Source organism: Aeromonas sp. 5HA1 (assembly GCF_029237245.1).
GTDB lineage: Bacteria > Pseudomonadota > Gammaproteobacteria > Enterobacterales > Aeromonadaceae > Aeromonas > Aeromonas salmonicida.
Map to the genome: position 1 here is coordinate 74,123 of NZ_JAACFW010000017.1, position 21,627 is coordinate 95,749.

Annotated in this window: 21 protein-coding genes; 7 read left to right on the forward strand and 14 right to left on the reverse strand. The window is 60.3% G+C overall.

What is annotated here, in order from left to right; translation table 11 throughout:
- Positions 1–91: 91 nt before the first annotated feature.
- Entirely contained in the window at positions 92–2,755 is a 2,664-nt protein-coding gene (locus GWQ27_RS15590; protein WP_275907731.1) for a beta-N-acetylhexosaminidase, read from the forward strand.
- 347 nt (positions 2,756–3,102) lie between these two features.
- Positions 3,103–4,764 (forward strand): glutamine--tRNA ligase, encoded by a 1,662-nt coding sequence (glnS, locus tag GWQ27_RS15595; protein ID WP_275907732.1) that lies wholly within the window; start codon positions 3,103–3,105, stop codon positions 4,762–4,764.
- A 111-nt stretch (positions 4,765–4,875) separates the two neighbouring features.
- On the opposite strand, the gene fur is transcribed toward glnS, so the two are convergent.
- Positions 4,876–5,307 carry a ferric iron uptake transcriptional regulator gene (gene fur / locus GWQ27_RS15600; protein WP_021137910.1) on the reverse strand — a complete coding sequence of 144 codons (432 nt, stop codon included), beginning with the start codon at positions 5,305–5,307 and terminating at the stop codon, positions 4,876–4,878.
- Positions 5,308–5,551: 244 nt separating this feature from the next.
- Between fur and GWQ27_RS15605 the strand changes: the two genes are divergently transcribed.
- Positions 5,552–6,025 (forward strand): DUF4442 domain-containing protein, encoded by a 474-nt coding sequence (locus GWQ27_RS15605; RefSeq protein ID WP_005309695.1) that lies wholly within the window; start codon positions 5,552–5,554, stop codon positions 6,023–6,025.
- A gap of 71 nt (positions 6,026–6,096) precedes the next feature.
- Here GWQ27_RS15605 and fldA read toward each other — a convergent pair whose 3' ends face one another.
- The 4 genes from fldA to GWQ27_RS15625 are packed head-to-tail and all read right to left on the reverse strand — an operon-like array spanning position 6,097 to position 8,019.
- Positions 6,097–6,621: a flavodoxin FldA gene (gene fldA / locus GWQ27_RS15610; RefSeq protein WP_017412672.1), complete on the reverse strand. Its 525-nt coding sequence runs from the start codon at positions 6,619–6,621 to the stop codon at positions 6,097–6,099.
- A 39-nt stretch (positions 6,622–6,660) separates the two neighbouring features.
- The gene (ybfE, locus tag GWQ27_RS15615) at positions 6,661–6,957 is read right to left on the reverse strand and encodes a LexA regulated protein (protein WP_005309699.1); all 297 of its coding nucleotides are present in this window, start codon (positions 6,955–6,957) and stop codon (positions 6,661–6,663) included.
- A gap of 20 nt (positions 6,958–6,977) precedes the next feature.
- Positions 6,978–7,199, reverse strand: a complete 222-nt coding sequence (locus GWQ27_RS15620) for a DUF2788 domain-containing protein (RefSeq protein WP_005309702.1) — start codon at positions 7,197–7,199, stop codon at positions 6,978–6,980.
- 55 nt (positions 7,200–7,254) lie between these two features.
- Positions 7,255–8,019, reverse strand: coding sequence for an alpha/beta fold hydrolase (locus GWQ27_RS15625; protein ID WP_275907743.1), 765 nt, complete (start codon positions 8,017–8,019; stop codon positions 7,255–7,257).
- 288 nt (positions 8,020–8,307) lie between these two features.
- Here GWQ27_RS15625 and seqA point away from each other — a divergent pair, with 288 nt between their 5' ends.
- Both seqA and pgm read left to right on the forward strand, forming a co-directional pair.
- Positions 8,308–8,817, forward strand: coding sequence for a replication initiation negative regulator SeqA (gene seqA / locus GWQ27_RS15630; RefSeq protein WP_021137907.1), 510 nt, complete (start codon positions 8,308–8,310; stop codon positions 8,815–8,817).
- A 57-nt stretch (positions 8,818–8,874) separates the two neighbouring features.
- Positions 8,875–10,524 carry a phosphoglucomutase (alpha-D-glucose-1,6-bisphosphate-dependent) gene (pgm, locus tag GWQ27_RS15635; protein WP_275907733.1) on the forward strand — a complete coding sequence of 550 codons (1,650 nt, stop codon included), beginning with the start codon at positions 8,875–8,877 and terminating at the stop codon, positions 10,522–10,524.
- Between the two features lie 111 nt (positions 10,525–10,635).
- Here pgm and GWQ27_RS15640 read toward each other — a convergent pair whose 3' ends face one another.
- Positions 10,636–11,529, reverse strand: coding sequence for an EamA family transporter (locus GWQ27_RS15640; protein WP_275907734.1), 894 nt, complete (start codon positions 11,527–11,529; stop codon positions 10,636–10,638).
- A gap of 94 nt (positions 11,530–11,623) precedes the next feature.
- On the opposite strand from GWQ27_RS15640, the gene GWQ27_RS15645 reads away from it, so the two are divergent.
- Positions 11,624–12,106: a MarR family transcriptional regulator gene (locus GWQ27_RS15645; protein ID WP_219598664.1), complete on the forward strand. Its 483-nt coding sequence runs from the start codon at positions 11,624–11,626 to the stop codon at positions 12,104–12,106.
- 45 nt (positions 12,107–12,151) lie between these two features.
- Here GWQ27_RS15645 and mltB read toward each other — a convergent pair whose 3' ends face one another.
- The 8 genes from mltB to GWQ27_RS15685 all read right to left on the reverse strand — a co-directional run bounded on the left by mltB (position 12,152) and on the right by GWQ27_RS15685 (position 21,002).
- On the reverse strand, positions 12,152–13,240 hold the full coding sequence (gene mltB, locus GWQ27_RS15650; RefSeq protein ID WP_169046437.1) for a lytic murein transglycosylase B: 1,089 nt from the start codon (positions 13,238–13,240) through the stop codon (positions 12,152–12,154).
- A 149-nt stretch (positions 13,241–13,389) separates the two neighbouring features.
- Complete coding sequence (locus GWQ27_RS15655) at positions 13,390–13,995, reverse strand: CDP-alcohol phosphatidyltransferase family protein (RefSeq protein ID WP_005309725.1); 606 nt, start codon at positions 13,993–13,995, stop codon at positions 13,390–13,392.
- Entirely contained in the window at positions 13,988–14,650 is a 663-nt protein-coding gene (locus tag GWQ27_RS15660) for an ATP-binding cassette domain-containing protein (RefSeq protein WP_275907735.1), read from the reverse strand. Before GWQ27_RS15660 ends, GWQ27_RS15655 begins: the two co-directional genes overlap by 8 nt.
- A 16-nt stretch (positions 14,651–14,666) precedes the next feature.
- On the reverse strand, positions 14,667–16,349 hold the full coding sequence (locus tag GWQ27_RS15665) for an ABC transporter permease (RefSeq protein ID WP_275907736.1): 1,683 nt from the start codon (positions 16,347–16,349) through the stop codon (positions 14,667–14,669).
- Positions 16,349–17,533 carry an ABC transporter substrate-binding protein gene (locus GWQ27_RS15670; RefSeq protein ID WP_271771363.1) on the reverse strand — a complete coding sequence of 395 codons (1,185 nt, stop codon included), beginning with the start codon at positions 17,531–17,533 and terminating at the stop codon, positions 16,349–16,351. Before GWQ27_RS15670 ends, GWQ27_RS15665 begins: the two co-directional genes overlap by 1 nt.
- A gap of 22 nt (positions 17,534–17,555) precedes the next feature.
- Complete coding sequence (locus GWQ27_RS15675; protein ID WP_275907737.1) at positions 17,556–19,721, reverse strand: bifunctional TVP38/TMEM64 family protein/FAD-dependent oxidoreductase; 2,166 nt, start codon at positions 19,719–19,721, stop codon at positions 17,556–17,558.
- On the reverse strand, positions 19,721–20,314 hold the full coding sequence (locus GWQ27_RS15680; RefSeq protein WP_005309739.1) for a carboxymuconolactone decarboxylase family protein: 594 nt from the start codon (positions 20,312–20,314) through the stop codon (positions 19,721–19,723). The genes GWQ27_RS15675 and GWQ27_RS15680 overlap by 1 nt, the downstream gene beginning before the upstream one ends.
- Positions 20,304–21,002, reverse strand: a complete 699-nt coding sequence (locus GWQ27_RS15685; protein ID WP_275907738.1) for a DUF1499 domain-containing protein — start codon at positions 21,000–21,002, stop codon at positions 20,304–20,306. The genes GWQ27_RS15680 and GWQ27_RS15685 overlap by 11 nt, the downstream gene beginning before the upstream one ends.
- A 51-nt stretch (positions 21,003–21,053) precedes the next feature.
- On the opposite strand from GWQ27_RS15685, the gene GWQ27_RS15690 reads away from it, so the two are divergent.
- On the forward strand, positions 21,054–21,614 hold the full coding sequence (locus GWQ27_RS15690; protein WP_275907739.1) for a peptide-methionine (S)-S-oxide reductase: 561 nt from the start codon (positions 21,054–21,056) through the stop codon (positions 21,612–21,614).
- The last annotated feature ends 13 nt before the right edge of the window (positions 21,615–21,627 follow it).

A 21,627-nucleotide genomic window follows, 5' to 3' on the forward strand; every position in this document is an offset into this window, starting at 1 on the left:
CCATTGTTGACATAACTAGGGCCCCGCCACGGGGCCCAATATAAAAAACGCCAAGAAAATCCAACCTTTACTTCAAATGAGAGCAGCAGTTATGAACTTGAAACATTCTCTGTTAGCCATTGCCATGTCTACTATTTTTGTCAGCCAGGTACAGGCAGCCGATGCCGCCAAGCAAGCCGTGGTCGACTCCCTCGCCAGCAACTTGGTGGTCAAGTACGAAGTCGTCACCAACGACGGTGCCGGTGCCGGCCTCGATTGCCAGGCGCTGGGTTCCGAGTGGGCGAGCTGTGGCGTTGCCAAGCTGCACCTGACCAATACCGGTGCTGACGTGACCTCCAAGGATTGGGGTATTTATGTCTCCTCCATCCGTCGTATCCAGCGCGTCGACAACGACCAGTTCACCATCACCCATCTGACCGGCGACCTCTATCGTTTGACGCCAACCGAGCAGTTTAAGGGTTTTGCCAAGGATGCCACGGTCGAAGTACCGCTGGTGGTGGAATATTGGGTATTGTTCGAATCTGACATCATGCCTGGCTGGTATGTGGCTGCCGACGGCGCAGAGCCCAAGGTGATTGCCAGCATGAGCAACATCGACGACGCCAGCACCTACGAGAAGCCGATGCCGGCCGATGGCTGGAAGCGTACCAGGGATGACAACAACATCCTGATGAACAGCGAGACCCGTTTCGATGCCAACCTGACCAGCAGCCTGCTGCCAGCCAGCAAGATTGATGATCAGATACTGCCGACCCCGCTCAAGCAAGTGATCAAATCGGGTCCGCAAGTGGACTTCTCCACCATCAAGCTCAACGCGCTGGACTTGCCAAGCGATCGCGCCGAAGCCCTGAAGGCTCAACTGACCAAGCTGGGTGTTACCCTCTCCGACACCGGCTATCCAGTGACCATCAAGCTCGGCAGCAAGCTCAAGCAGGCTGAAGGTTATGACCTGACTATCGGCAAGCAGGGCACAGTGATCCAGGGTCACGACATCGAGGGTGCCTTCTGGGGCGCGCAATCCCTGCTCTCCCTGCTGGGGGTGAATGACAAGCTGGTGAGCCAGATGAGCGTCGAGGATGCGCCGCGTTTTGAATACCGCGGCATGCAGACCGACGTGGCCCGTCACTTCAGAAGCCTCGAAACCATGAAGAAGCTGGTTGACCAGATGTCAGCCATGAAGCTCAACAAGTTGCACCTCGGTCTGACCAACGATGAAGGCTGGCGTCTGGAGATCCCGGGTCTGCCGGAGCTGACGGACGTAGGCAGCCAGCGTTGCCACGATCTGTCTGAAACCAAGTGCCTGATGCCGCAGCTGGGTTCCGGACCGACCAGCGACAACCAGGGTTCCGGTTTCTACAGCAAGTCCGACTACATCGATTTGGTGCGTTATGCCAAGGCGCGTGGTGTTACCGTCATCCCCGAGATCAACATGCCGGCGCACGCCCGTGCTGCCGTGGTCTCCATGGAAGCGCGTTACCAGCGTCTGATGAACGAGGGCAAAGAGGCCGAAGCCAACCAGTTCCGTCTGACTGACCCGGCGGATACCTCCAACGTTACCTCGGTGCAGTTCTACGACAAAATGTCCTTCATCAACCCTTGCCAGCCGGGTGCTGCGACCTTCGTGAGCAAGGTGATGGATGAAGTGGCCCAGATGCACCAGGCCGCCGGTCAGCCGTTGACCGCCTGGCACTACGGTGGTGACGAGGCGAAGAACATCATGCAGGGCGGTGGCTATCAGGATCCGGCCATCACCCAGAAAGCCGATCTGGTCGCCTGGAAGGGCAACGTCGACTCCAGCAAGCAGGACAAGCCGTTCGGCAAATCGCCTGTCTGCCAGAAGATGATCGATGATGGCAAGATCAAGGACGTGGCCGAGCTGCCGGTTTACTTCGCCAAGGAAGTGAGCGAGCTGGCGAAAGAGCGTGGCTTCTCCACCCTGCAGGCATGGGAAGATGGCCTCAAGTACGCCAATAGCGCCAAGGATTTCGCCACCGACAAGACAGTGGTCAACTTCTGGGAAACCCTCTACTGGGGTGGCTTCAACGAAGCGATGAAGTGGGCGCACAAGGGTTATGACGTTGTGCTCTCCAACCCGGATTACCTCTACTTCGACTTCCCGAACGAGGTACACCCGGCCGAGCGTGGCTACTACTGGGCAACCCGTTTCAATGACACCCGCAAGGTGTTCGCCTTTGCTCCGGAAAACCTGCCGCAGAACGCCGAGACCTCGGTTGACCGCGACGGCAACGCCTTCGTGGCCAAGGGTGACCAGGATCCGGTCAAGTTCCGCGGTATCTCCGGTCAGCAGTGGAGTGAAACCGTGCGGACCGATGCCCAGTACGAGTACATGGTCTACCCGCGTATCTTCTCCGTGGCCGAGCGTGCCTGGCACAAAGGTGGCTTCGAGCTGAACTATGTGAAGGGCCGTGAGTTCTCCGGTGAGACCAAGCATGTCAACAAGGCCACCCTCAACAAAGAGTGGAACCAGTTCGCCAACCTGCTGGGTCAGCGCGTGCTGCCGAAGCTGGATCAGGCTGGTGTTGAATACCGCCTCTCAGTACCGGGCGCCAAGGTCATCAATGGCAAGCTTGAAGCGAACGTGGATCTGCCGGGCTTGCCCATCCAGTACAGCCTGGACGGCAGCACCTGGACTGCCTATGACGCCGCGGCCAAGCCGAGCGTGACCGGCAAGGTCTACCTGCGTACCACCAGTTTCGATGGCCAGCGCACCAGTCGCGTCACCGAGCTGAACTGATAGCAGCCAACCGCTAACACCAGGCGGGTCGCAAGACCCGCCTTTCCCAAGGCCGACACTGCATCGGGTTTGGGAAAGGTTGACTGTGCGTGTGAGCCTTTGTTGTGTGTGTGTATTGTCTGTTTTTGTTTTTCATCACCTTGAACCCCGCCCAGTGCGGGGTCTTTTTTATCCGCGAGCAGAGGATGGCGGCTGGATCACTTCGTTTTGGCGTGCCAAGGGGCCGGATTGGCCAAATTCAGGTTGAGGCAAGGCGCGTAATGAGGGATCATAACCGGCTTGATGGCGGGGGGATGAGGGTGCCAGCCGGCACAACTTCCGCCAGTGACGCATTTTTGAGGTGAGCCATGAGTCAGGCGAACAGCCCAACTAACTTTATTCGTCAGATCATTGATGAAGATCTGGCCAGCGGTAAGCACAACCACGTGCATACCCGTTTTCCGCCCGAGCCGAACGGTTATCTCCATATCGGCCACGCCAAGTCAATCTGTCTGAACTTTGGCATCGCCCGTGACTATCAGGGCCAGTGCAACCTGCGTTTCGATGACACCAACCCGGTGAAAGAAGACATCGAGTACGTGGAGTCCATCAAGCAGGACGTGCAGTGGCTTGGCTTCCAGTGGAGCGGCGAGATCTGCTACTCCTCCGACTATTTCGACAAGCTGCACGGCTACGCCATCGAGCTTATCGAAAAAGGTCTGGCCTATGTGGACGAGCTTTCTGCGGAGCAGATGCGCGAGTACCGCGGCACCCTGACCGAGGCCGGCAAAAACAGCCCGTTCCGCGATCGTCCAGTGGCCGAGAACCTGGCGCTGTTTGCCAAGATGAAGAACGGCGAGTTTGCCGAAGGCACCGCTTGCTTGCGTGCCAAGATCGACATGGCGTCCCCCTTCATGGTGATGCGCGATCCGGTTATCTATCGCATCAAGTTTGCCCACCATCACCAGACAGGTGACAAGTGGTGCATCTATCCGATGTATGACTTCACCCACTGCATTTCGGATGCGCTGGAAGGGATCACCCACTCCATCTGTACCCTGGAGTTCCAGGACAACCGTCGTCTGTATGACTGGGTGCTGGACAACATCACCATCGACTGCCACCCGCGTCAGTACGAGTTCTCTCGTCTGAACCTCGAATACACCGTCATGTCCAAGCGCAAGCTGAACCTGCTGGTGACCGAGAAGCACGTGGATGGCTGGGATGATCCGCGCATGCTGACCGTTTCCGGTCTGCGTCGTCGTGGCTACACCTCTGCCTCCATCCGCGAGTTCTGCAAACGCATTGGCGTGACCAAGCAGGACAACATAGTCGAGATGAGCATGCTGGAAGCCTGCATCCGTGACGATCTCAACGAGAACGCACCGCGCGCCATGGCCGTGTTGCATCCGGTGAGGGTGGTCATTGAGAACCTGGCGGCCGACGAGGTGTTGACCGCACCGGCGCACCCGAACAACGCCGAGATGGGTACCCGTGAACTGAACTTTACCCGCGAGATCTTCATCGACGAAGCGGACTTCAAAGAAGAAGCGAACAAGCAGTTCAAGCGACTGGTGCTGGGCAAGGAAGTGCGCCTGCGCAACGCCTATGTGATCAAGGCCGAGCGGGTCGAGAAGGATGCGGATGGCAAGGTGACCTGCATCTACTGCTCCTACGATCCCGAGACCCTGGGCAAGGATCCGGCGGATGGTCGCAAGGTGAAGGGGGTGATCCACTGGGTCAGCGCCACTCACTCCCTGCCGGCCGAGATCCGTCTCTACGATCGTCTGTTCAAGATGCCGAACCCGGGTGCCGAGGATGACTTCGAAGGGGCACTCAATCCGGATTCGCTGGTGATCATCGAGGGTGCCCGCGTCGAGGCTTCCCTCAAGGACGCCAAGCCGGAGTTTGCCTACCAGTTCGAGCGCGAAGGCTACTTCTGTGCCGACAACAAGCTCTCCAGCGCCGAGCACCTGGTGTTCAACCGCACCGTGGCCCTGCGGGACGTCTGGGGCAAGGCCGAGGCCTGATGGCCAAAGCCTGACAAGCAGAGGGCAGGGGAGACCCTGCCGCTCTTGCCCAGATTACGGATGCAAAAAAGCCAGCGTTATGCTGGCTTTTTTATTGACCGGTGCAAGCGTCTATGAATCTTCGTGCTTGCAGTCGCCATTGGCGCAGTGGCCGTACAGATAGAGGCTGTGATTGGTCAGGCGAATGTTGTGATGCTTGGCGATATCGCGCTGGCGCTGCTCGATCACCTCATCGGAAAACTCGATCACCTTGCCACAATCAAGGCAGACCAGGTGGTCGTGGTGTTCCTGGGTGGCCAGTTCGAATACCGACTTGCCACCTTCGAAGTGGTGACGGGTAACAATACCGGCATCATCAAACTGGTTGAGAACGCGATATACGGTAGCGAGACCAATCTCTTCACCCTGGTCGATCAGTCGTTTGTACAGATCTTCCGCACTGGTGTGCTGGCAATCCGGCTGTTGCAGGATTTCCAGAATTTTGACGCGGGGCAAGGTGATCTTGAGCCCGGCCTTTTTTAACGCTTGGTTGTTGTCTGCCATATTCTACTTATTCGCATTCTCGAAGGTGTGGTTATTCTGATTGACTGCCGCTGGAATGGCAACCACGAACTCGCTTGGCCTGTCATTATAGGTCGTAGCCAACCTAAAAATAAACCCAGTAATTCAAGGGCTTTAGCGCAAAGTCCGCCATCTGGCCGAATTGATCAAATCCTGTCGCCGGCTTGCTCAGCGGACGAATGTTGATAAGATGTAACCTTCTTCATTGTCTGGTCGGATGAGATCCATGGATTGGCTTTTTGACAACGCGGCCTGGGTGCGGCGCGCCCTCAACGCCTGGCCTCCCTTCTGGGGCGCCGGCATCAAGATAGAAACCCTGAGTGATGACTTCCGTTTTTGCCGGGTGACGTTGAAGTCACGCTGGTGGAACAAGAACGCCAACCGCACCCAGTTTGGCGGCAGCATGTTTGCGATGACGGATCCCATCTATCCGCTGATGCTGATGGGGTACTTCAAGAACCGCTATTACGTCTGGGACAAGGCGGGCAGCATCAACTACATCAAGCCGGGTAAGGGCAAGCTGGTGGCCGAGTTCAACCTGACCGACGGCAAGCTGGCGTCCATAGTGGCGGCGACAGAGGGGGGCAACAAGCACTTCCCCGAGTTCGAGGTCACGGTGCAGGACAAGAGTGGCGAGCTGGTGGCACAGGTCAAACGCACCCTCTATGTGCGTGCCAAACCCGAGCACAGAGGTGGCTGAAAAGATCGGATCGCAAAAACAACAAGGGCCCCGGCGGGGCCCTTGTTGTCAGAGGTAGCTGGCTTGCCGGATCACTCCAGCTCGGCCAGGCACATCTCTTCATGCAGCTGCTTGCACCAGCCCTTGACGCGCTCGGCGGTCAGTTCCGGCTGGCGATCTTCGTCGATACCCAGACCAACGAAGTGCTTGTCATCCACCACAGCCTTGGAGGCTTCAAACTCGTAACCGGCGGTTGGCCAGTTGCCGATGATGATGGCGCCTTTGGCTTCGACGATGTCACGCAGTGTGCCCATGGCGTCGAGGAAGTACTCGGCATAGTCTTCCTGATCGCCGCATCCGAAGATGGCAACCAGCTTGTTGGTGAAGTCGATCTCTTCCAGCTCGGGGAAGAAGTCATCCCAATCGGCTTGGGCTTCGCCGTAATACCAAGTCGGGATACCGAACATCAGCAGATCGAAGCTGTCGATGTCGGCCTTGCTGCTCTTGGCAATGTCACGGACTTCAATCAGTTGTTTGCCCAGTTCTTTCTGGATCATCTTGGCGACAGCTTCGGTATTACCGGTATCGCTGCCGAAAAACAGACCTACACTAGCCATAGTGTTTAGTTACCCGTATCTGGTGTTAATGCTTAACGGTCAGATTGCGATGCCTGCTGCGAAAGCAGACTCAATCTGTTGCTTCAGGATAGATTGGATCAGCTCGGCTCGGCTGACGTTCTGTTGTAACGCAAGTTGGTTCAGGCGCTCCAGCAACTCGGCCTCCACCTTTAACTCGACCCGTTTCAGGCCGTTCTCGCGATCGCGCTTAAGCTGGTTGCGCTTGTTGATCTTGAGTTGGGTCTCACGGGGGAGTGGATTGGTCTTTGGCCTGCCGGGGCGCTTCTCATTTGCGAACAGATCCAGTGTTGTTCGATCAGTTTGCTGTTTGGCCATACATCACAGATGAAAATAAGTTAGCCGATCCCTGAGCCTTCCCAGCCCAATTCGATCAGCCCCTTGGCGACAAAACCCGCGCAACCCAGACAGAGTACCAACCAGACGATCACTCGACCAAAACGGGGCACGTTGCCGCGTTTGAGTACGTCGTGAATGGCCAGGCCAATCAATATGAAAATGGCCAGCAAGAATAACTTCAGGCCCAGACTCTCAATCAGATCGATATGTTCACTTAGCATGGATTGCGCACACTCCTTATGACGGGCGCACTATATCACAAAGGATTTGAAACTGTTAACCGCCTGTCGACAGGAAATCCACAACCAATTTGTTGAACAAAACCGGCTTTTCGGCGTGCAGCCAGTGACCTGTTCCGGCGATGATGCGCGCCTTTGCCGCCGGGAATTGTGCCATCACAGTGTCGGTATATTGGGGCTGCATATAGTCCGAATCGCCGCCCTTGATAAAGAGTGTCGGTCCTTCGAATCGATGCTGGTTGTCGGGCCAGCCCATGATGTTGGCGTAATTGTGCTCAAGGGCCGGTACGTTGAAACGCCAGCCCCAACCGGACTCTCCCTTGGCGAAGGATTTGAGCAGGAACTGGCGTACGCCGGCGATCTCGATGTGCTCGGCCAGAATGGCCTCTGCCTCGCTGCGGTTCTGCACTGGCTGGTTCAGGGTGGCGTTGAGACCGGCGAACACATTCTGATGGCGGGAGTGGGGATAGGCGACAGGGGCTATGTCGGCCACCACCAGCCTGGCAACCCGGGCGGGAGCCTGCTTGGCCAGTTGCATGGCGACCTTGCCGCCCATGGAGTGACCGACCAGAGATACCTGATCCAGTGCCAGGGCATCGAGCAGGGCGAGTACGTCGGCAGCCTGCTGGGGATAGCTCATCTCGTTGCTGTGGAACGAGGCGCCGTGGTTGCGCAGATCCACGCTGATGACGCGATAGTGTTCGCTCAGGGCGCGTGCCAGCAGCCCCAGGTTGTCCAGGCTGCCGAACAGGCCGTGGATCAGCACAACGGCTTGGCCCTGGCCCTGTTCCTTGAAGTTCAATAATGGGTTTTGTTGCAAAATAACACCTTGTCGGTCGTGGGCTTTTTTGCCTTATTTTTAACACACTGAAAGAAAAGGATTTCATTCCTTGAGGGTCATTTTTTTGTGGTTTTTTTTCAAAAAAATGACGCCGGATGCGCTATCAGTGCGGAGGATCACACACTTGGCCCCGTATTATGCCGTATTCTCGATGAGATTCATGCACATCTGCCAGCCCTTGGCTTGGGCTGCCGGGTTTGCCTATGTATAATCGCCGCATCCGAATTTCGACGAGTCCAGCGCATCCCTATGAAAACCATCGAGCTTGATGACGATCTCTACTTCTATATCGCCAGCCAGACCCGGCACATTGGTGAGAGTGCCTCCGATATCCTGCGCCGTCTGCTGGAGCAGCCCACGCACATAACAGTGCCGGTTGCCGAGCCTGTGGACCTTCCCCAGCCGAGCGTCGCCACCGATGCCATGGGACTGCAGGCCCTGCTCGACTCTGGCGAGCTGCAAAAAGAAGAGAAGTCCATCAACCGCTTCATGCAGGTGCTCAGTACCCTCTATCGGGATAATCCGGTCGGGTTTACCCAGGCCACCGAAATCAAGGGGCGCAAGCGCGTCTATTTCTCGCGGGATCCCGAGGCACTGCGTGCCAGCGGCAGCACCACCAAGCCCAAGCCTGTGCCGGATACCCCGTTCTGGGTGATCAGCAATACCAATACCAGTCGCAAGCAGAACATGGTGGCCCAGATGATGGCCAGCATGGGCTACGACGAGGCGCTGATCGCCCAGGTAAGCAGCGCGATTTAACGGTTCATCAAGTTCAGGCCTTGCCCGGCAAGGCCGCCATCAAGCAAGGATAACGCCATGGCTCAGCATTCCCACGCCGGTCAGCCGGCTCGTTTAAGTGACCTGACCAACATTCCCCGTCTGGTCAGCGCCTACTACCTCAACAAGCCTGACATGAGCCGCCCCGAGCAGCGGGTGGCCTTCGGCACCTCCGGCCACCGTGGCAGTGCCTTGCACAATGCCTTTACCGAATCTCACATCCTGGCGGTAACCCAGGCGCTGGTGGAGTATCGCCAGCAGGCCGGCATCACGGGCCCGCTGTTTGTCGGTATGGATACTCACGCCCTGTCTGAATCCGCCTTTGCCAGCGCGGTGGAAGTGCTGGCGGCCAACGGCGTCGAGACTCGCATTCAGGCTGGTATGGGCTTCACGCCGACGCCGGTCATCTCTCACGCCATCCTGCGCCACAACGCTTGTAAACCCGCTGCGCGCGCTGACGGTGTGGTGATCACCCCGTCCCACAATCCGCCGGAAGATGGCGGCTTCAAGTACAACCCACCCCACGGTGGCCCCGCCGAAGGTGAGATCACCAAGTGGGTGGAAGACAGGGCCAACGCCATTCTGGAAGCCGGTCTGGCCGGCGTGAAACGCATGCCATTCGCCGATGCCCTCAAGAGCCCCTTCGTGGTTGAGCACGACTATGTCACCCCCTATGTGGACGACCTGAAAAACGTGCTGGATCTGGAAGCCATCAAGAAAGCGGGCATCAAGATAGGTGTGGATCCGCTGGGCGGCTCAGGCGTCGCCTACTGGGACGTCATCGCCATGACCTATGGTCTGAACATCGAGGTGGTCAACTATCGTGTCGACCCAACCTTCTCCTTCATGACCCTGGATAAAGACGGCAAGATCCGGATGGATTGCTCCAGTCCGTTTGCCATGGCGGGCCTGATTGCCCTCAAGGACAAGTTCGACATCGCCCTTGGCAACGACCCTGACTACGACCGTCACGGCATCGTCACCAAGGCGGGTCTGATGAACCCGAACCACTATCTGGCGGTGGCGATCCAGTATCTGTTTACCCATCGCACCGGCTGGCCCAAAGCGGCTGCCGTCGGCAAGACGCTGGTCTCCTCTTCGATGATCGACCGGGTTGCCGGCGAGATTGGCCGTACCCTGAAAGAGGTGCCGGTCGGCTTCAAGTGGTTCGTGGATGGCCTCTACAGCGGCGAGTTTGGTTTTGGTGGCGAGGAGAGCGCAGGCGCCTCCTTCCTGCGTAAAGACGGCACCGTCTGGACCACCGACAAGGATGGCTTCATTCTGGCGCTGCTGGCGGCCGAAATTCTGGCGGTCACCGGCAAGGATCCCCAGGTGCATTACGATGCACTGGAAGCCAAATTCGGCCGCTCCAGCTACCGCCGTATCGATGCCCCTGCCAACAGCGCGCAAAAAGCCGTGCTCTCCAAGCTGGATCCGGCACTGGTCGAAGCCTCTACTCTGGCCGGTGAGCCCATCATTGCCAAGCTGACCCGCGCACCGGGCAACGATGCCGCCATCGGTGGCCTCAAGGTGGTGACCGAGAACGGCTGGTTCGCGGCGCGTCCCTCCGGTACCGAGTCCATCTACAAGATCTACATGGAGAGCTTCAAGGGCGAGGCACACCTGGATCTTATCCAGCAAGAAGCCCAGCAGATTGTCTCTGCTGCGCTGGCCAAGGCGGGCGTCTGACCCATGCCGTTGGCGGGCTGAATTGAACATCGGATAGATAGCAAGAGGAGCCACGGCGGCTCCTCTTTTTTATGGTTCTTTTTCTCGGTTCAGGGGTTTCCCTGCCCGGCCTCAGGCCTTGTCATCGGTGATCGCCGCCCCGGCGATATTCGCCCTGCGGGCTTGCCAGCGCTTGAAGAAGGAGCGCGCCGGCAACTTCATCAGAAACAGGGAGAGCAGGATCACTCCTATGCCGAGCCACTGCCGGCCATCCAGGGTTTCACCGACCATCAGCACGCCCAGGGAGACCGCCACCATGGGGTTGGTGAGGGCCAGCATGCCCATTACCTCGGGGCCATGACGCTTGAGCCCCCACAGCCAGGCCCAGTAGGCTAGCGCCGTGTTGAGCAAAATGAGCCAGACAAGCCCGGGTGCTGCAGCTGATTGGGGCAGTGGCATGGGACCGGCCAGCCACCAGGCGAGCGGGATCAGCATCAGGCCACCGAGCAGCAGTTGCCAGGCGGTGAGGGCCAGCAGATCGCTCACCGGCCAGCGCTGCATCCAGCGGCTGGATTGACCGATCAGCAGGGTTGCCAGCAGGGCGCATGTCACACCTATGGGATCCAGATTGGTGGAGGGATTGAGCAGCAGCAAGACACCGGTGAGCCCCATCAGCCCCAGTAGCAACCACTTCAGGGTTGGCCGCGTGCCATCCTGCAACCAGGCCAGCAGCATGAGAACCAGCGGCAGTGTGGCCCCGAGCGTGCCTGCCACTGTCCCCGGTAGCCGGAAGGCGGCCACAAACAGCAGGGCAAAGAAGGCGGCTATGTTGCAAAACGCCAGCAGGAACTGCTTGCCCCAGGGCAGGGGCGGTAGACGCGGATGCAGCAACAACAGGAGCAGCCCGGCCGGCAGCGCCCGCCACACGGCCACCCAGTAGGGGGAGTAGTCAGTCAGGTAGAGGCTGACGACGGCATAGGTACTGCCCCATAGCAGGGGGGCCAGCAAGGCAATCAGCAGTGGCATGGCTTATCTCTTTATGAAGTATCTTTTTGTGAAGATAACTTAGTCTCAAATTGGTTTACTATCAAGTATCTCGATAAAAAGATAAGTGACCAAGATGGACAGTGATCATGTAGATATGCTGCTGGCCCAGTGGGCCCGGCAAAGACCGGATCTCGACTGCTCTCCCATGGGGGTGCTGGGTCGGGTGGCGCGGATGGCGGCGATCGCCGGCCGCGAGGTGAGCGAAGAGCTCAAGACGTGCGGCCTGCTGGGCAGCGACTTCGATATTCTGGCGACCCTGCGCCGGGCCGGTGAACCGCTGACGCCGACCGCGCTCTATCAAGCTGCCATGTTGAGCTCCGGGGCCATGACGGCCCGGCTCGACAAGCTGGCAGAGCGTGGCCTGATCGAGCGACAGGCGGCGCCGAGCGACAGGCGCAGCCTGCTGGTCTGCCTGACGGCGTCTGGGCACGAACTGGTCGATCGGGCTGTCGAGCGGCATGTGGCGAACGAGCGGCGTTTGCTGGCGCCACTGACCGAGGCTGAACAGGCTCAGTTGGCTGCCTTGCTCAAACGCTGGTTGCTGGAAAACGAGTAATAAAAACGGGCCCGTTGGGCCCGTTTTATTGGCAAGCAGCCTGACTCAGTAACCGCCTCTGGCAGCCTTGACCGCCAGCCCCAGCTGCCACACCGCCATGGCGTAGTGGGTGCTGTGGTTGTAGCGGGTAATGGTGTAGAAGTTCGGCAGGCCGTACCAGTATTGATAGCCGGTGCCGACATCCAGGCGCAGCAGGCTTGCTTCGCTGTGGTTGCCAAGGTTGCTGATAGGATTCAGACCGGCGCGGTGCAAGGTGGTGATCGGGTAACGGGTCTGAAAGCCATGCTCATAGCCGGGCAGCTGGCCCTGACCACGCACCGCTACCGGTTGACCCTGCTCCCAGCCATGCGCCTTGAAGTAGTTGGCCACGCTGCCGATTGCATCCACCGGATCCCACAAGTTGGTGTGGCCATTGCCGTCAAAGTCCACTGCGTAGCGCTGGAAGCTCGATGGCATGAACTGGCCATACCCCATGGCGCCGGCGTAGGAGCCCTTGGGTTCGGTGGGGTCCATCCCCTCATCCCGGGTCATCACCAGGAAGGCCTCCAGTTCGCCGGTAAAGAATTCGGCGCGGCGCGGATAGTCGAAGGCCAGGGTCGCCAGCGCATCCAGAATGCGGGTCTTGCCCATTACCCGACCCCAGCGGGTCTCCACGCCTATGATGCCGACGATGATTTCGGGCGGCACCCCATATTCCTGTTCGGCACGGTTGAGCTCGCTCTCGTACTCACGCCAGAAGTTGACGCCATTTTGCACGTTGTCCGGCGTGATGAACTTGGCGCGGTAGCGATTCCAGGCGCCGGTCGGTCCGATTGGCTTGGCGGTGGTGGGGGCCTGGGCATCCATCAGCCGTATTATCCAGTCATAGCGATCCGCCTGTGCCAGCAGTCGATGCAGCTCGACGCTGTCAAAACCGTGCTTCTCGACCATGCGTTGGACGAAGCTGTCCACGTTGTTGCGATTGGCGAAGTCTCCCTTGCTAACCCCTTGACTGTAAGCAGGTTGTATTTGTGGCGTCTGATTGATGAAGGCACTTTTGAACGGCTTGGCCACGGGTTTGGGGGCAGGCGTGCTGCTGCAACCGTAGAGCAGGGGAAACAGGGAAAGAGTGAGCACGGAGACAAGGCGACGCATAAGGTTCTCATGAGCCTGAAAAAGAGTGTCGACATGGTAAAACATTGTCATCCATGCGCAAGTGCTCAGTGCATGGATGAGGGCTCAAACTCGTGGCCTGCCGATAGGTTGGTGCGCTCCGCGCCCCTATGCCCTAAGCCCGAATAACGTTACTCGCCAAGGGTATGGTAACCGCTCCAGAGCCGGGTCAGGGTGGTGACAAGACAGAGCAGGGCAAAGCCGTAGGCCAGGGTTGCAAACCCGGCGGGCCAGAGGCACATCAGCACGAACAGGGTTATGGTCTCGCTGCCCTCCGTCAGGCCCCCGAGATAATAGAGGGACTTGTGGTGATAGACGGGATTTTCAATCCCCCGCTTGCCCGCCATGATGGCAAAGGCCAGAAAGCTCGACCCCGTGCCCATGAAGGCGAACAGCAGGGTGGCGGCGGGCAGGGCGTTGGCGGGGGCACTCAGGGCAAACCCCAGCACTACGGCGGCGTAGAAGATGAAATCGAGGGTGATGTCCAGAAAGCCGCCGCAGTCGGTGATCTTCGTCTCTCGCGCCACAGCGCCATCGAGCCCGTCCAGCAGCCGGTTGAACAAGATGACGAGCAGCGCCCAGGAATAGAGCTCCAGGGCCAGCAGTGGCAGTGCCAGCATGCCGATGGCAAAGCCGGTCAGGCTTATCTGGTTGGCGCTGATCCCGGCTCGGCAAAGGGGTTTGGCCAGCCGGGTGAGGGGACTGCGAATAAGGGGGATCAGATGGCGGTCAAACAAGGTCGGTGTCCTCTTTGGTAAAACAGGGAGTGGTGAGCGTCAGGATAGCCCCCGGCGCATCTTCCTCGTCATGGGTAACCAGAATGGCAGGGATGCCCAAGGCTGTGAGTCGCTCGAACACCAGGGTTCTGAAGGCGGCGCGCAGCGGCTTGTCGAGGCGGGAAAAGGGCTCGTCCAGCAACAGGGCCCTGGGTTCTGCCAGCAAAGCCCGCAGCAGACTGACCCGCGCCCTCTGGCCGCCGGAGAGTGCTCCCGGCAGCTTGTCGGCCTGATCGACCAGCGCTACTTCTGCCAGCGTGTCCAGCGCCTTTGCCCGTCTGGCCGCCGCGCCCTTGAGGGTGGCAGGCATGCCGAACATCAGGTTTTCAGCCACCGTCAGATGGGCAAACAGCAGGTCATCCTGAAACAGCATGCCGATACGCCGGGTCTGGGGAGGCAGTGAGGTGAGCAGCCGTTGACCCAGCCATATATCCCCTTCCAGCCTGATCGGCCCCCAGGGCGGCAAGACTCCTGCCAGTGCCGCCAGCAGTGAGCTCTTGCCACAACCACTGGGGCCCATCAGGGTCAGCACCTCACCGGGGGCAACCTGTAGCGCAGGCAGCGACAGCAGCAGGTTCTCATCGAGGTAGAGATGAAGTGGGGTTGTGTTTAGCATCGGCAGCTTCTCGTGTTCATCGGGCGTCCTTTAGCGCAGGGTTGAGCCGGGCTGGCAGCCAGAGTGCCAGCAGATAGATGACAAGGGGCAGCAGCAGTTGCAGCAGGCCATAGAGGCCAGCCAGCCGCCGGTTGAGGCCGCTGCCGATGGCCACCGCCTCAGTGGTGATGGTGACCACTCTGCCTGCGCCAAACAGCAGGGTTGGCAGGTATTGGGCCAGACTTACCGCTGCCCCCACCGCAAAGGCAAAGAGCAGCGGACGTGCCAGCAGGGGCCCTTTCACCCGCCACCAGACGTGCCAGGGGCTGGCCCCCAGGGTGAGCGCGGCCTGAGTGATGCGCGGGTCGAACTGGCGATAGGGCCCCTGCAGGCAGAGATAGACATAGGGGAAGACAAACAGCAGCTGGCTCCAGAGCACCCAGTCCCACCCAATCCCGCCCCCCAGCCAGTCAAGCCCCAGCCGGATGCCAAACAGCAGGCTGGCCTGGGGCAGCAGCAGTGGCAAACAGATGAGCCAGAGGGGCCAGGGCCGACGGCCTTGCTGGGCCTCCAGACTCAATACCGCCATCAGCAGCGCCAGCAGTCCGCTCGCCAGTGCCAGCAGGGCACTCGTCACAAGCAGGGGCATCAGGCCGGGCAGGAGTGCATGCCAATGGTGGCCGCTCCACTGACCAGGCAGCAGGTCGGGAAAGGACCAGCGCCGGGTCAGCGACCAGATCACCAAGGCTGCCAGCACCGCCAGATTGATGACCATCAGGGTAAAGGTTGTGATGCAGGTCAATCTGGCTATCAGCGGATTTGGCTCGGCGCGCCGGCCATCGAGCCAGGCGTGCTTGCCGACAGTCGTGTGGCCCCACTCCAGCAGCCGCAAACCGGCGAGCAGCAGCAGGTTGATGGCGAGCAGCAAGAGGGCGCCGCTGGCGGTGGCGCCGCGCCAGCCAAGGTCTGGATCCTGATACCAGAGCCAGAGCCGCACGGCCAGCGGGGCAGGGGCATCGGGTCCCAGCAGCAGTGCGAGATCCACCACGGCCACTCCGTACGCGGCCACCGCATAGAGGGGCAGGCGCAGAGCGGGCCAGAGCGCAGGCAACAACAGGCGCCACCAGATCTGCGGGGCACTGAAACCCAGGCTGGCGCCAAGCCACTGCTGGCGGGCCAGCTTGGCGGGTTCTTGCGCTGCCAGTGCCATCAGCAGCAGGAAAGGGGTCTCTTTGAGGATCAGCGCCAGGATAAGACCGAGCCCGACCGGGTCTTTGATGGTCTGCCAGTCCGGGGGCAGCTCAAAACCGGTCAAGGAGGGAGAGACGAGCCGCAACAACCAGCCGGAGGGGGCGAGCAGGAAAGCAAAACCGATGGCAAAGGCGACGTGGGGCAGCGCCAGCAGGGGGGAGAGCAGACGGCGCAGCAGCCGAAAGCTGCGGCTCTCTTCCCCGTTCTTGACGCTGTACGCCAGCAGTAGTGCGGTCAACAGCAGACTGCCCAGGGTGGAGGCAGCCGCAATCCAGAAGCTCAAGGCTGCCGAGTGCCAGAGCCCGGGCTGGGCCAGCAGGCACTGAATATGCGGGCTGAGTGTCCCCTGTGTCACCAGCAGCCACAGCCCTCCCAGCAGGGGGGCGGCCAGCAGGAGGGCGCAGAGGAGGGTAAACATGGGGCGCCAGCCGAGGGTGCGGCGGATGGCGTTGCCGAGTCCTGCCGTCATCAGTGACCGTAACGCTCGGCCCAGGCCGCTTCGAGCTTGGTCTGCCAGCTGGGATGGGGCTCAGCCACCGCCTTGAAGCGCAGGGCTGGTACCTGTTTGGTGGTCGCTGGCAAGGCGTCGCTGCGCAGCACGCTGGGATCTCCCCAAAAGGCGGGCTCGGCCTTGCGGGCCTGGGCTGCTGGGCTCAGCAGAAAGTTGGCTACCACCTTGGCACCCGCGCGGGCGTTGGCGTTGAACGGGATGGCGAGAAAATGGCTGTTGGTGAGCGCCCCTTTCTCCATGGCCACGGCCACCACGCTGGGGGGCAGGGCGCCGTTTTGCACCGCACTCTGCGCTTCTTGCGGGTTGAAGCTGATGGCCATGGCCAGCTCACCGTCATCCAGCAACTGGCGAGTCTCGGCGGCGCCGGTGGGGAACAGCTTGCCCTTGCGCCAGAGCACCGGGTGCAGTTCATCGAGCCAGACCCAGAGCGGCGCTGTGAGTCTGGCAAAATCGGCATCGGTTGCCTCCCGATAGAGTGGGTCAGGAGCCGGGGTCAGCTCCAGCAATATCTGTTTGAGAAAGCTGGAGCCATGAAACTGGGGCGGCTTGGGATAGCTGAAACGACCGGGATGGGCCTTGGCCCAGGCGAGCAGCGCCTCTGCGGAGCGGGGGGGATTGCTCACCTCGTCCCTGTTCACCATCAGGTTGAGCTGGCCTATGCCCCAAGGCGCTTCCAGTCCCTCTACCGGTACCGTGAAGTCCTCATTCACCGGCAGGCTCTTGTCCACCAGGGCCAGGTTGGGCAGCTCATGGCTGAAGGGGGTACCCAACAGCCCCTGCTCCTTGAGCGCCTTGAAATTCTCGCCGTTGACCCAGAGCAGATCGATGGGGCCGCCCGTAGTTTTGCCAGCCTGTTTGTTGGCCAGCAGCTGGCTGACGCTCTGGGCTATGTCATCCACTTTCACCTGCACCAGCTTGACCTGATACTGACGCTCAAGCTCCTGCCCCGCCCACACCAGATAGGTGTTGATCTCCGGGCTGCCGCCCCAGGCGTTGAAGTAGACGGTCTGGCCCTTCGCCTGATCAAGGGTCTGCTGCCAACGGGATCCCTCGTCGGCAGTGTCATCGGCAAAGAGTGTGCCGCTTGCCAGCAGGGGCAGGGAGCACAACAGGGATTTGAGCAAAGGCAGGGTCTTGAACATGGGCGTTACCTTGGGCAAAGGGTCAGGCGCCGCGGCGCCAGTGGTGATAACGGGCCAGCAGGGCCAGCACCCGAGTGGGCTGATGGGCCCGTTTCCATTCACCGGCCACGTACTTGTTCCCCTCCATCAGGGTGGGATAGGCGTGGATGGTGGCGAGTATCTTGCCAAGCCCCAGCTGGTGGCGCATGGCGAGCACGAATTCGGCGAGCCGCTCACCGGCGTGAGTGCCCACTATGGTGGCGCCGAGGATCTTGTCGTTGCCGGGCATCGTCAGCACCTCGATAAAGCCATGGCGCTCCCCATCGGCAATGGCGCGATCCAGCTCCCCTAGCACGAAGCGGGTCACCTCGAAGGGGATTCCTTGAGCCATGGCCTCCTTGCGGTTGAGACCCACCCTGGCAATTTCCGGGCTGGTGTAGGTCGCCGCGGGGATCACGCTGTAATCCGCCTTGAAGCGCTTGAACTGGCCGAACAGGGCATTGACGGCGGCATACCAGGCCTGATGGGCGGCAAAGTGAGTGAACTGGTAGGGTCCTGCCACGTCCCCCACCGCCAGTATGCTGGGGTAGTTGGTGGCGAGAAAACCATCGACAGCAATAGTGCCGCGTGGCGCCAGCTCGACCCCCAGCGTTTCGAGGCCGAAGCCGCTTACATTTGCAACCCGTCCCAGTGCCAGCAGCAGTTGATCCCCTTCAACCATCAGGCGTTGATCGCCCCGACACAGGTGGAGCCGGATGGGGAGGTGTTCCCCTTGCTCACTCCCTTCTTGCGGCAAATAATCGACCCGCTCGGCACGCCAGCTGGTGAGCAGGGTGACGCCGTCCGCCGCCATCTGGTGCTGCACGGCATCGGCTACGTCGCGCTCTTCACGAGGCAGCAGCTGATCGGCCAGCTCCACTTGGGTGACCGGAATGCCAAGCAGGGCGAAGCTCTGGGCCAGCTCGCAGCCAATGGGGCCGCCGCCCAGCACCAGCAGGCGGCGGGGCGGGGTGCGCAGCTGCCAGACGGTATCCGAGGTGAGATAAGGCGTGTCGGCCAATCCGGGCAGATCCGGCACCAGGGGGCTTGCCCCGGTGGCGATCACGATATGGCGGCTGGTGAGGCGCTGGCCATTCACCTCCACCTCCCAGGGAGAGACCAGTTTTGCTTCGCCCTCGATGCACTCCACGCCTAGGCCCTGATAGCGTGCCACCGAGTCGTGGGGCTCGACCTCCTTGATCACCTGTGCCACCCGCGCCATCACGGCGGCAAAATCGGCGCGGGCCTGACTCGGGCTAAAACCCAGTTCCCCGGCCCTGCGCTGCTCCGCGGCAAAGCGGCTACTTCGGATCAGTGCCTTGGAGGGAACGCAGCCGGTATTGAGGCAGTCCCCGCCCATCCTGTGCTTCTCGATGAGCGCCACCTTGGCCTTCACCGCCGCGGCAATGTAGCTGGTCACCAGGCCGCCGGCGCCGGCACCTATCACCAGCAGGTTGTAGTCATAGCGGCTTGGCTTTTGATAGGGGGCATGGAGGCGACGCAGGGCCAGCCATGCCATCGCCCTCTTCATCAGAAAGGGCATCAGTCCCAGCAGGGTCAGCGCCACCATCAGGCCGGGGGAGAGAATATTGCCCGTGCTGGTGAGAGTCGCCAGCTCACTCCCCGCCAGTACATAGACGAAGGTGCCGGGCAGCATGCCAAGCTGGCTCACCCAGTAGTAGGTACTGACTCTGATGGGGGTGAGCCCCATCAACAGATTGACCAGAAAGAAGGGGAAGAGCGGGATGAGGCGCAGGCTCAGCAGGTAGGCTGCGCCGTCTTTTGCCATGCCGGCCTGAAACGTGGCCAGCTTGTCGCCAAAGTGCCTGAGTACCCAGTCGCGCAGCAGGAAGCGGGCGCTGAGAAAAGCCAGTGTGGCTCCGAGCGTACTGGCAAAGGAGACCAGCAGCAGCCCCCAGCCAATACCGAATACAGCGCTGCCCCCCAGGGTCAGCAGGCTGGCGCCGGGCAGTGAGAGGGCGGTACTGATCACATAGAGAGCCACAAACAGCAGGCAGGCGGCGACAAAATGGGTGTCGACCAGCTGTGCCAGTGCATCCTGGTGGGCCTGCAACTGGGACAGGCTCAGGTAGCGGCCGAGATCGAGGGTGAAAAAGGCGCCAATCAGGCACCCCATCACCAGCAGGAGCAGCAGGCGGGCGCGCTTCATCAGGCGTCCTTGCCGGGCTGCTGTTCTTGAGCTGCCACGGGGCGCTCAGGTTGCACCGGCAACTGGCAGAAACCCTGGGGGGCAATATCGAGGGCCGCATTGAACTTGGCCGACATGTTCTGGAAGGCGACAAGACCGGTCAGTTCCACCATGGCATCGTCATCGAACCAGGGCTTGAGGCGAGCCGCCTGCTCGTCGCTCACCCCATCGAGCCCTGTCATGGCTTCGGTGTAGTCGAGCACCGCCTTTTCCCGTTCGTCGAACAGGGGGCTGGTGCGCCAGTGGGCCAGCGCCTCCACCTTGTCGCTGGAGCCCGCTCGCTTGATGAGGGTCATGGCGTTGATGTCGACACAGAAACGACACCAGTTGAGCTGGGAGACCCTGACCGTCACCAGGGAGCGCAGCACGGGATCGATGGGAGAGCGCTTGCGGTTGATGACACCATACAGGGTGGCCACGGCGGCAAACAGCCGTGGTGAGCGGCCCCAGCATTTGCCCGGGATCAGCACCTGACCGTAGTTGCGTTTTTGCAGCCAGAAAAAGGGGCGAATAAACCAGGCATATTCCCGGTCCGGTTTGACCTCAACGCGCATACTGATCCTCTTCAATTTTCTTCATCTTGGGTTTATAGGCACCGCCTAACCGTTCGTTGAGCAGATCCAGAAATGCATGGATCCGAGCCCGATTCGCACCCAGATCGCTGCGCCCCTGACGGGAGGCAGAGCGCATGTCGACTCGGGTCTCCTTGGGACCCGTGAAGACCCTCAAGGCCACGTCATCCTGAAAGCCGAACCAGCGAGAGGTGACGACGGCATCAATGCCGGTTGGGCTCGGTCGTTGCTGCCAGCCGAGCTCTTCCATCAGCTCGCTCGCTTCCGTGATCACCTCGACCGGGGAGGCTCTGGTATAGAGAGGACCGGGATTTTTCTCAAATACTTGCAAGGGGGCCGGATTTATCGGCAGATCCTGCGGGCTTCTCAGTTCGGCAGCCCAGGCAAGGGCGGGGGGATGATAGGGATCCGTGCTGACATCGTTGGTCAGCGGCATGCGCAGTGCTTGCACCACAAACAGCAGGGGCAGCAACAGGGGAACTATGCCCCACAGACTTGGCACCTTGTGCCGGCTCCAGGGCAGGCGCAACAAGAGACCAAGGGCTATCAGGGCGCTGACGAGACAGAGGGCGAAGCCTGCCCACCAGGGCCAGAGATGCATGCGACTGCCGAGGGCGCCAGCGAGGGGCAGCATCCAGGCCAGCAGTGGCCACCACAAATAACTGGGCATAACGGGGATCCACTGGTTATGATGGACATGTGCCCAGAAGGATAAACTTAATTGACTGATAACGTTAGTAAATTTATCTCAATCCTGCTGCTTTTCCAAAGCACACCGCTCTGGGCGGACAGCGCTGTCATGGCGGCAGGGGACATGTGGCGCGCCGAGATCATTTATGAAGGCGTGCCCGGCGTGACCCGGGTCGAGCCCGGTTATGTCACACCCGAGCTGAAAGGAAACCCGGACGCTGAAAAGAGGGCGATGCGGCGTCAGGCGGTACGCATCGAATACGATCCGGCTTTGGTGGGATATGGGGATCTGCTCAACATTTTCTGGCAACTGGTGGATGGCAATGATGGGGGCGGACAATATTGCAACCGTGGTCAGGCATTCGCCCCTGCGCTGTTGCCAAGGGATGATTTTCAATGGCGTCTGGCTGACATCAGCCTGACCCGCTGGCAGGCCCTGCATGGTCGGGCTAGCCGAGTATCGCTCTGGCCGGACAGCCGGTTCACGCCGGCACCCGAGATGGATAACTGGGCACAACGCCATCCCTGGCGCTTTGGCTTCTATGCCCGCCGGTGCGGCGGTTGGCCCCTGGTGTTGTCACCCGAGCTCTGAGCCATCCGTTTAT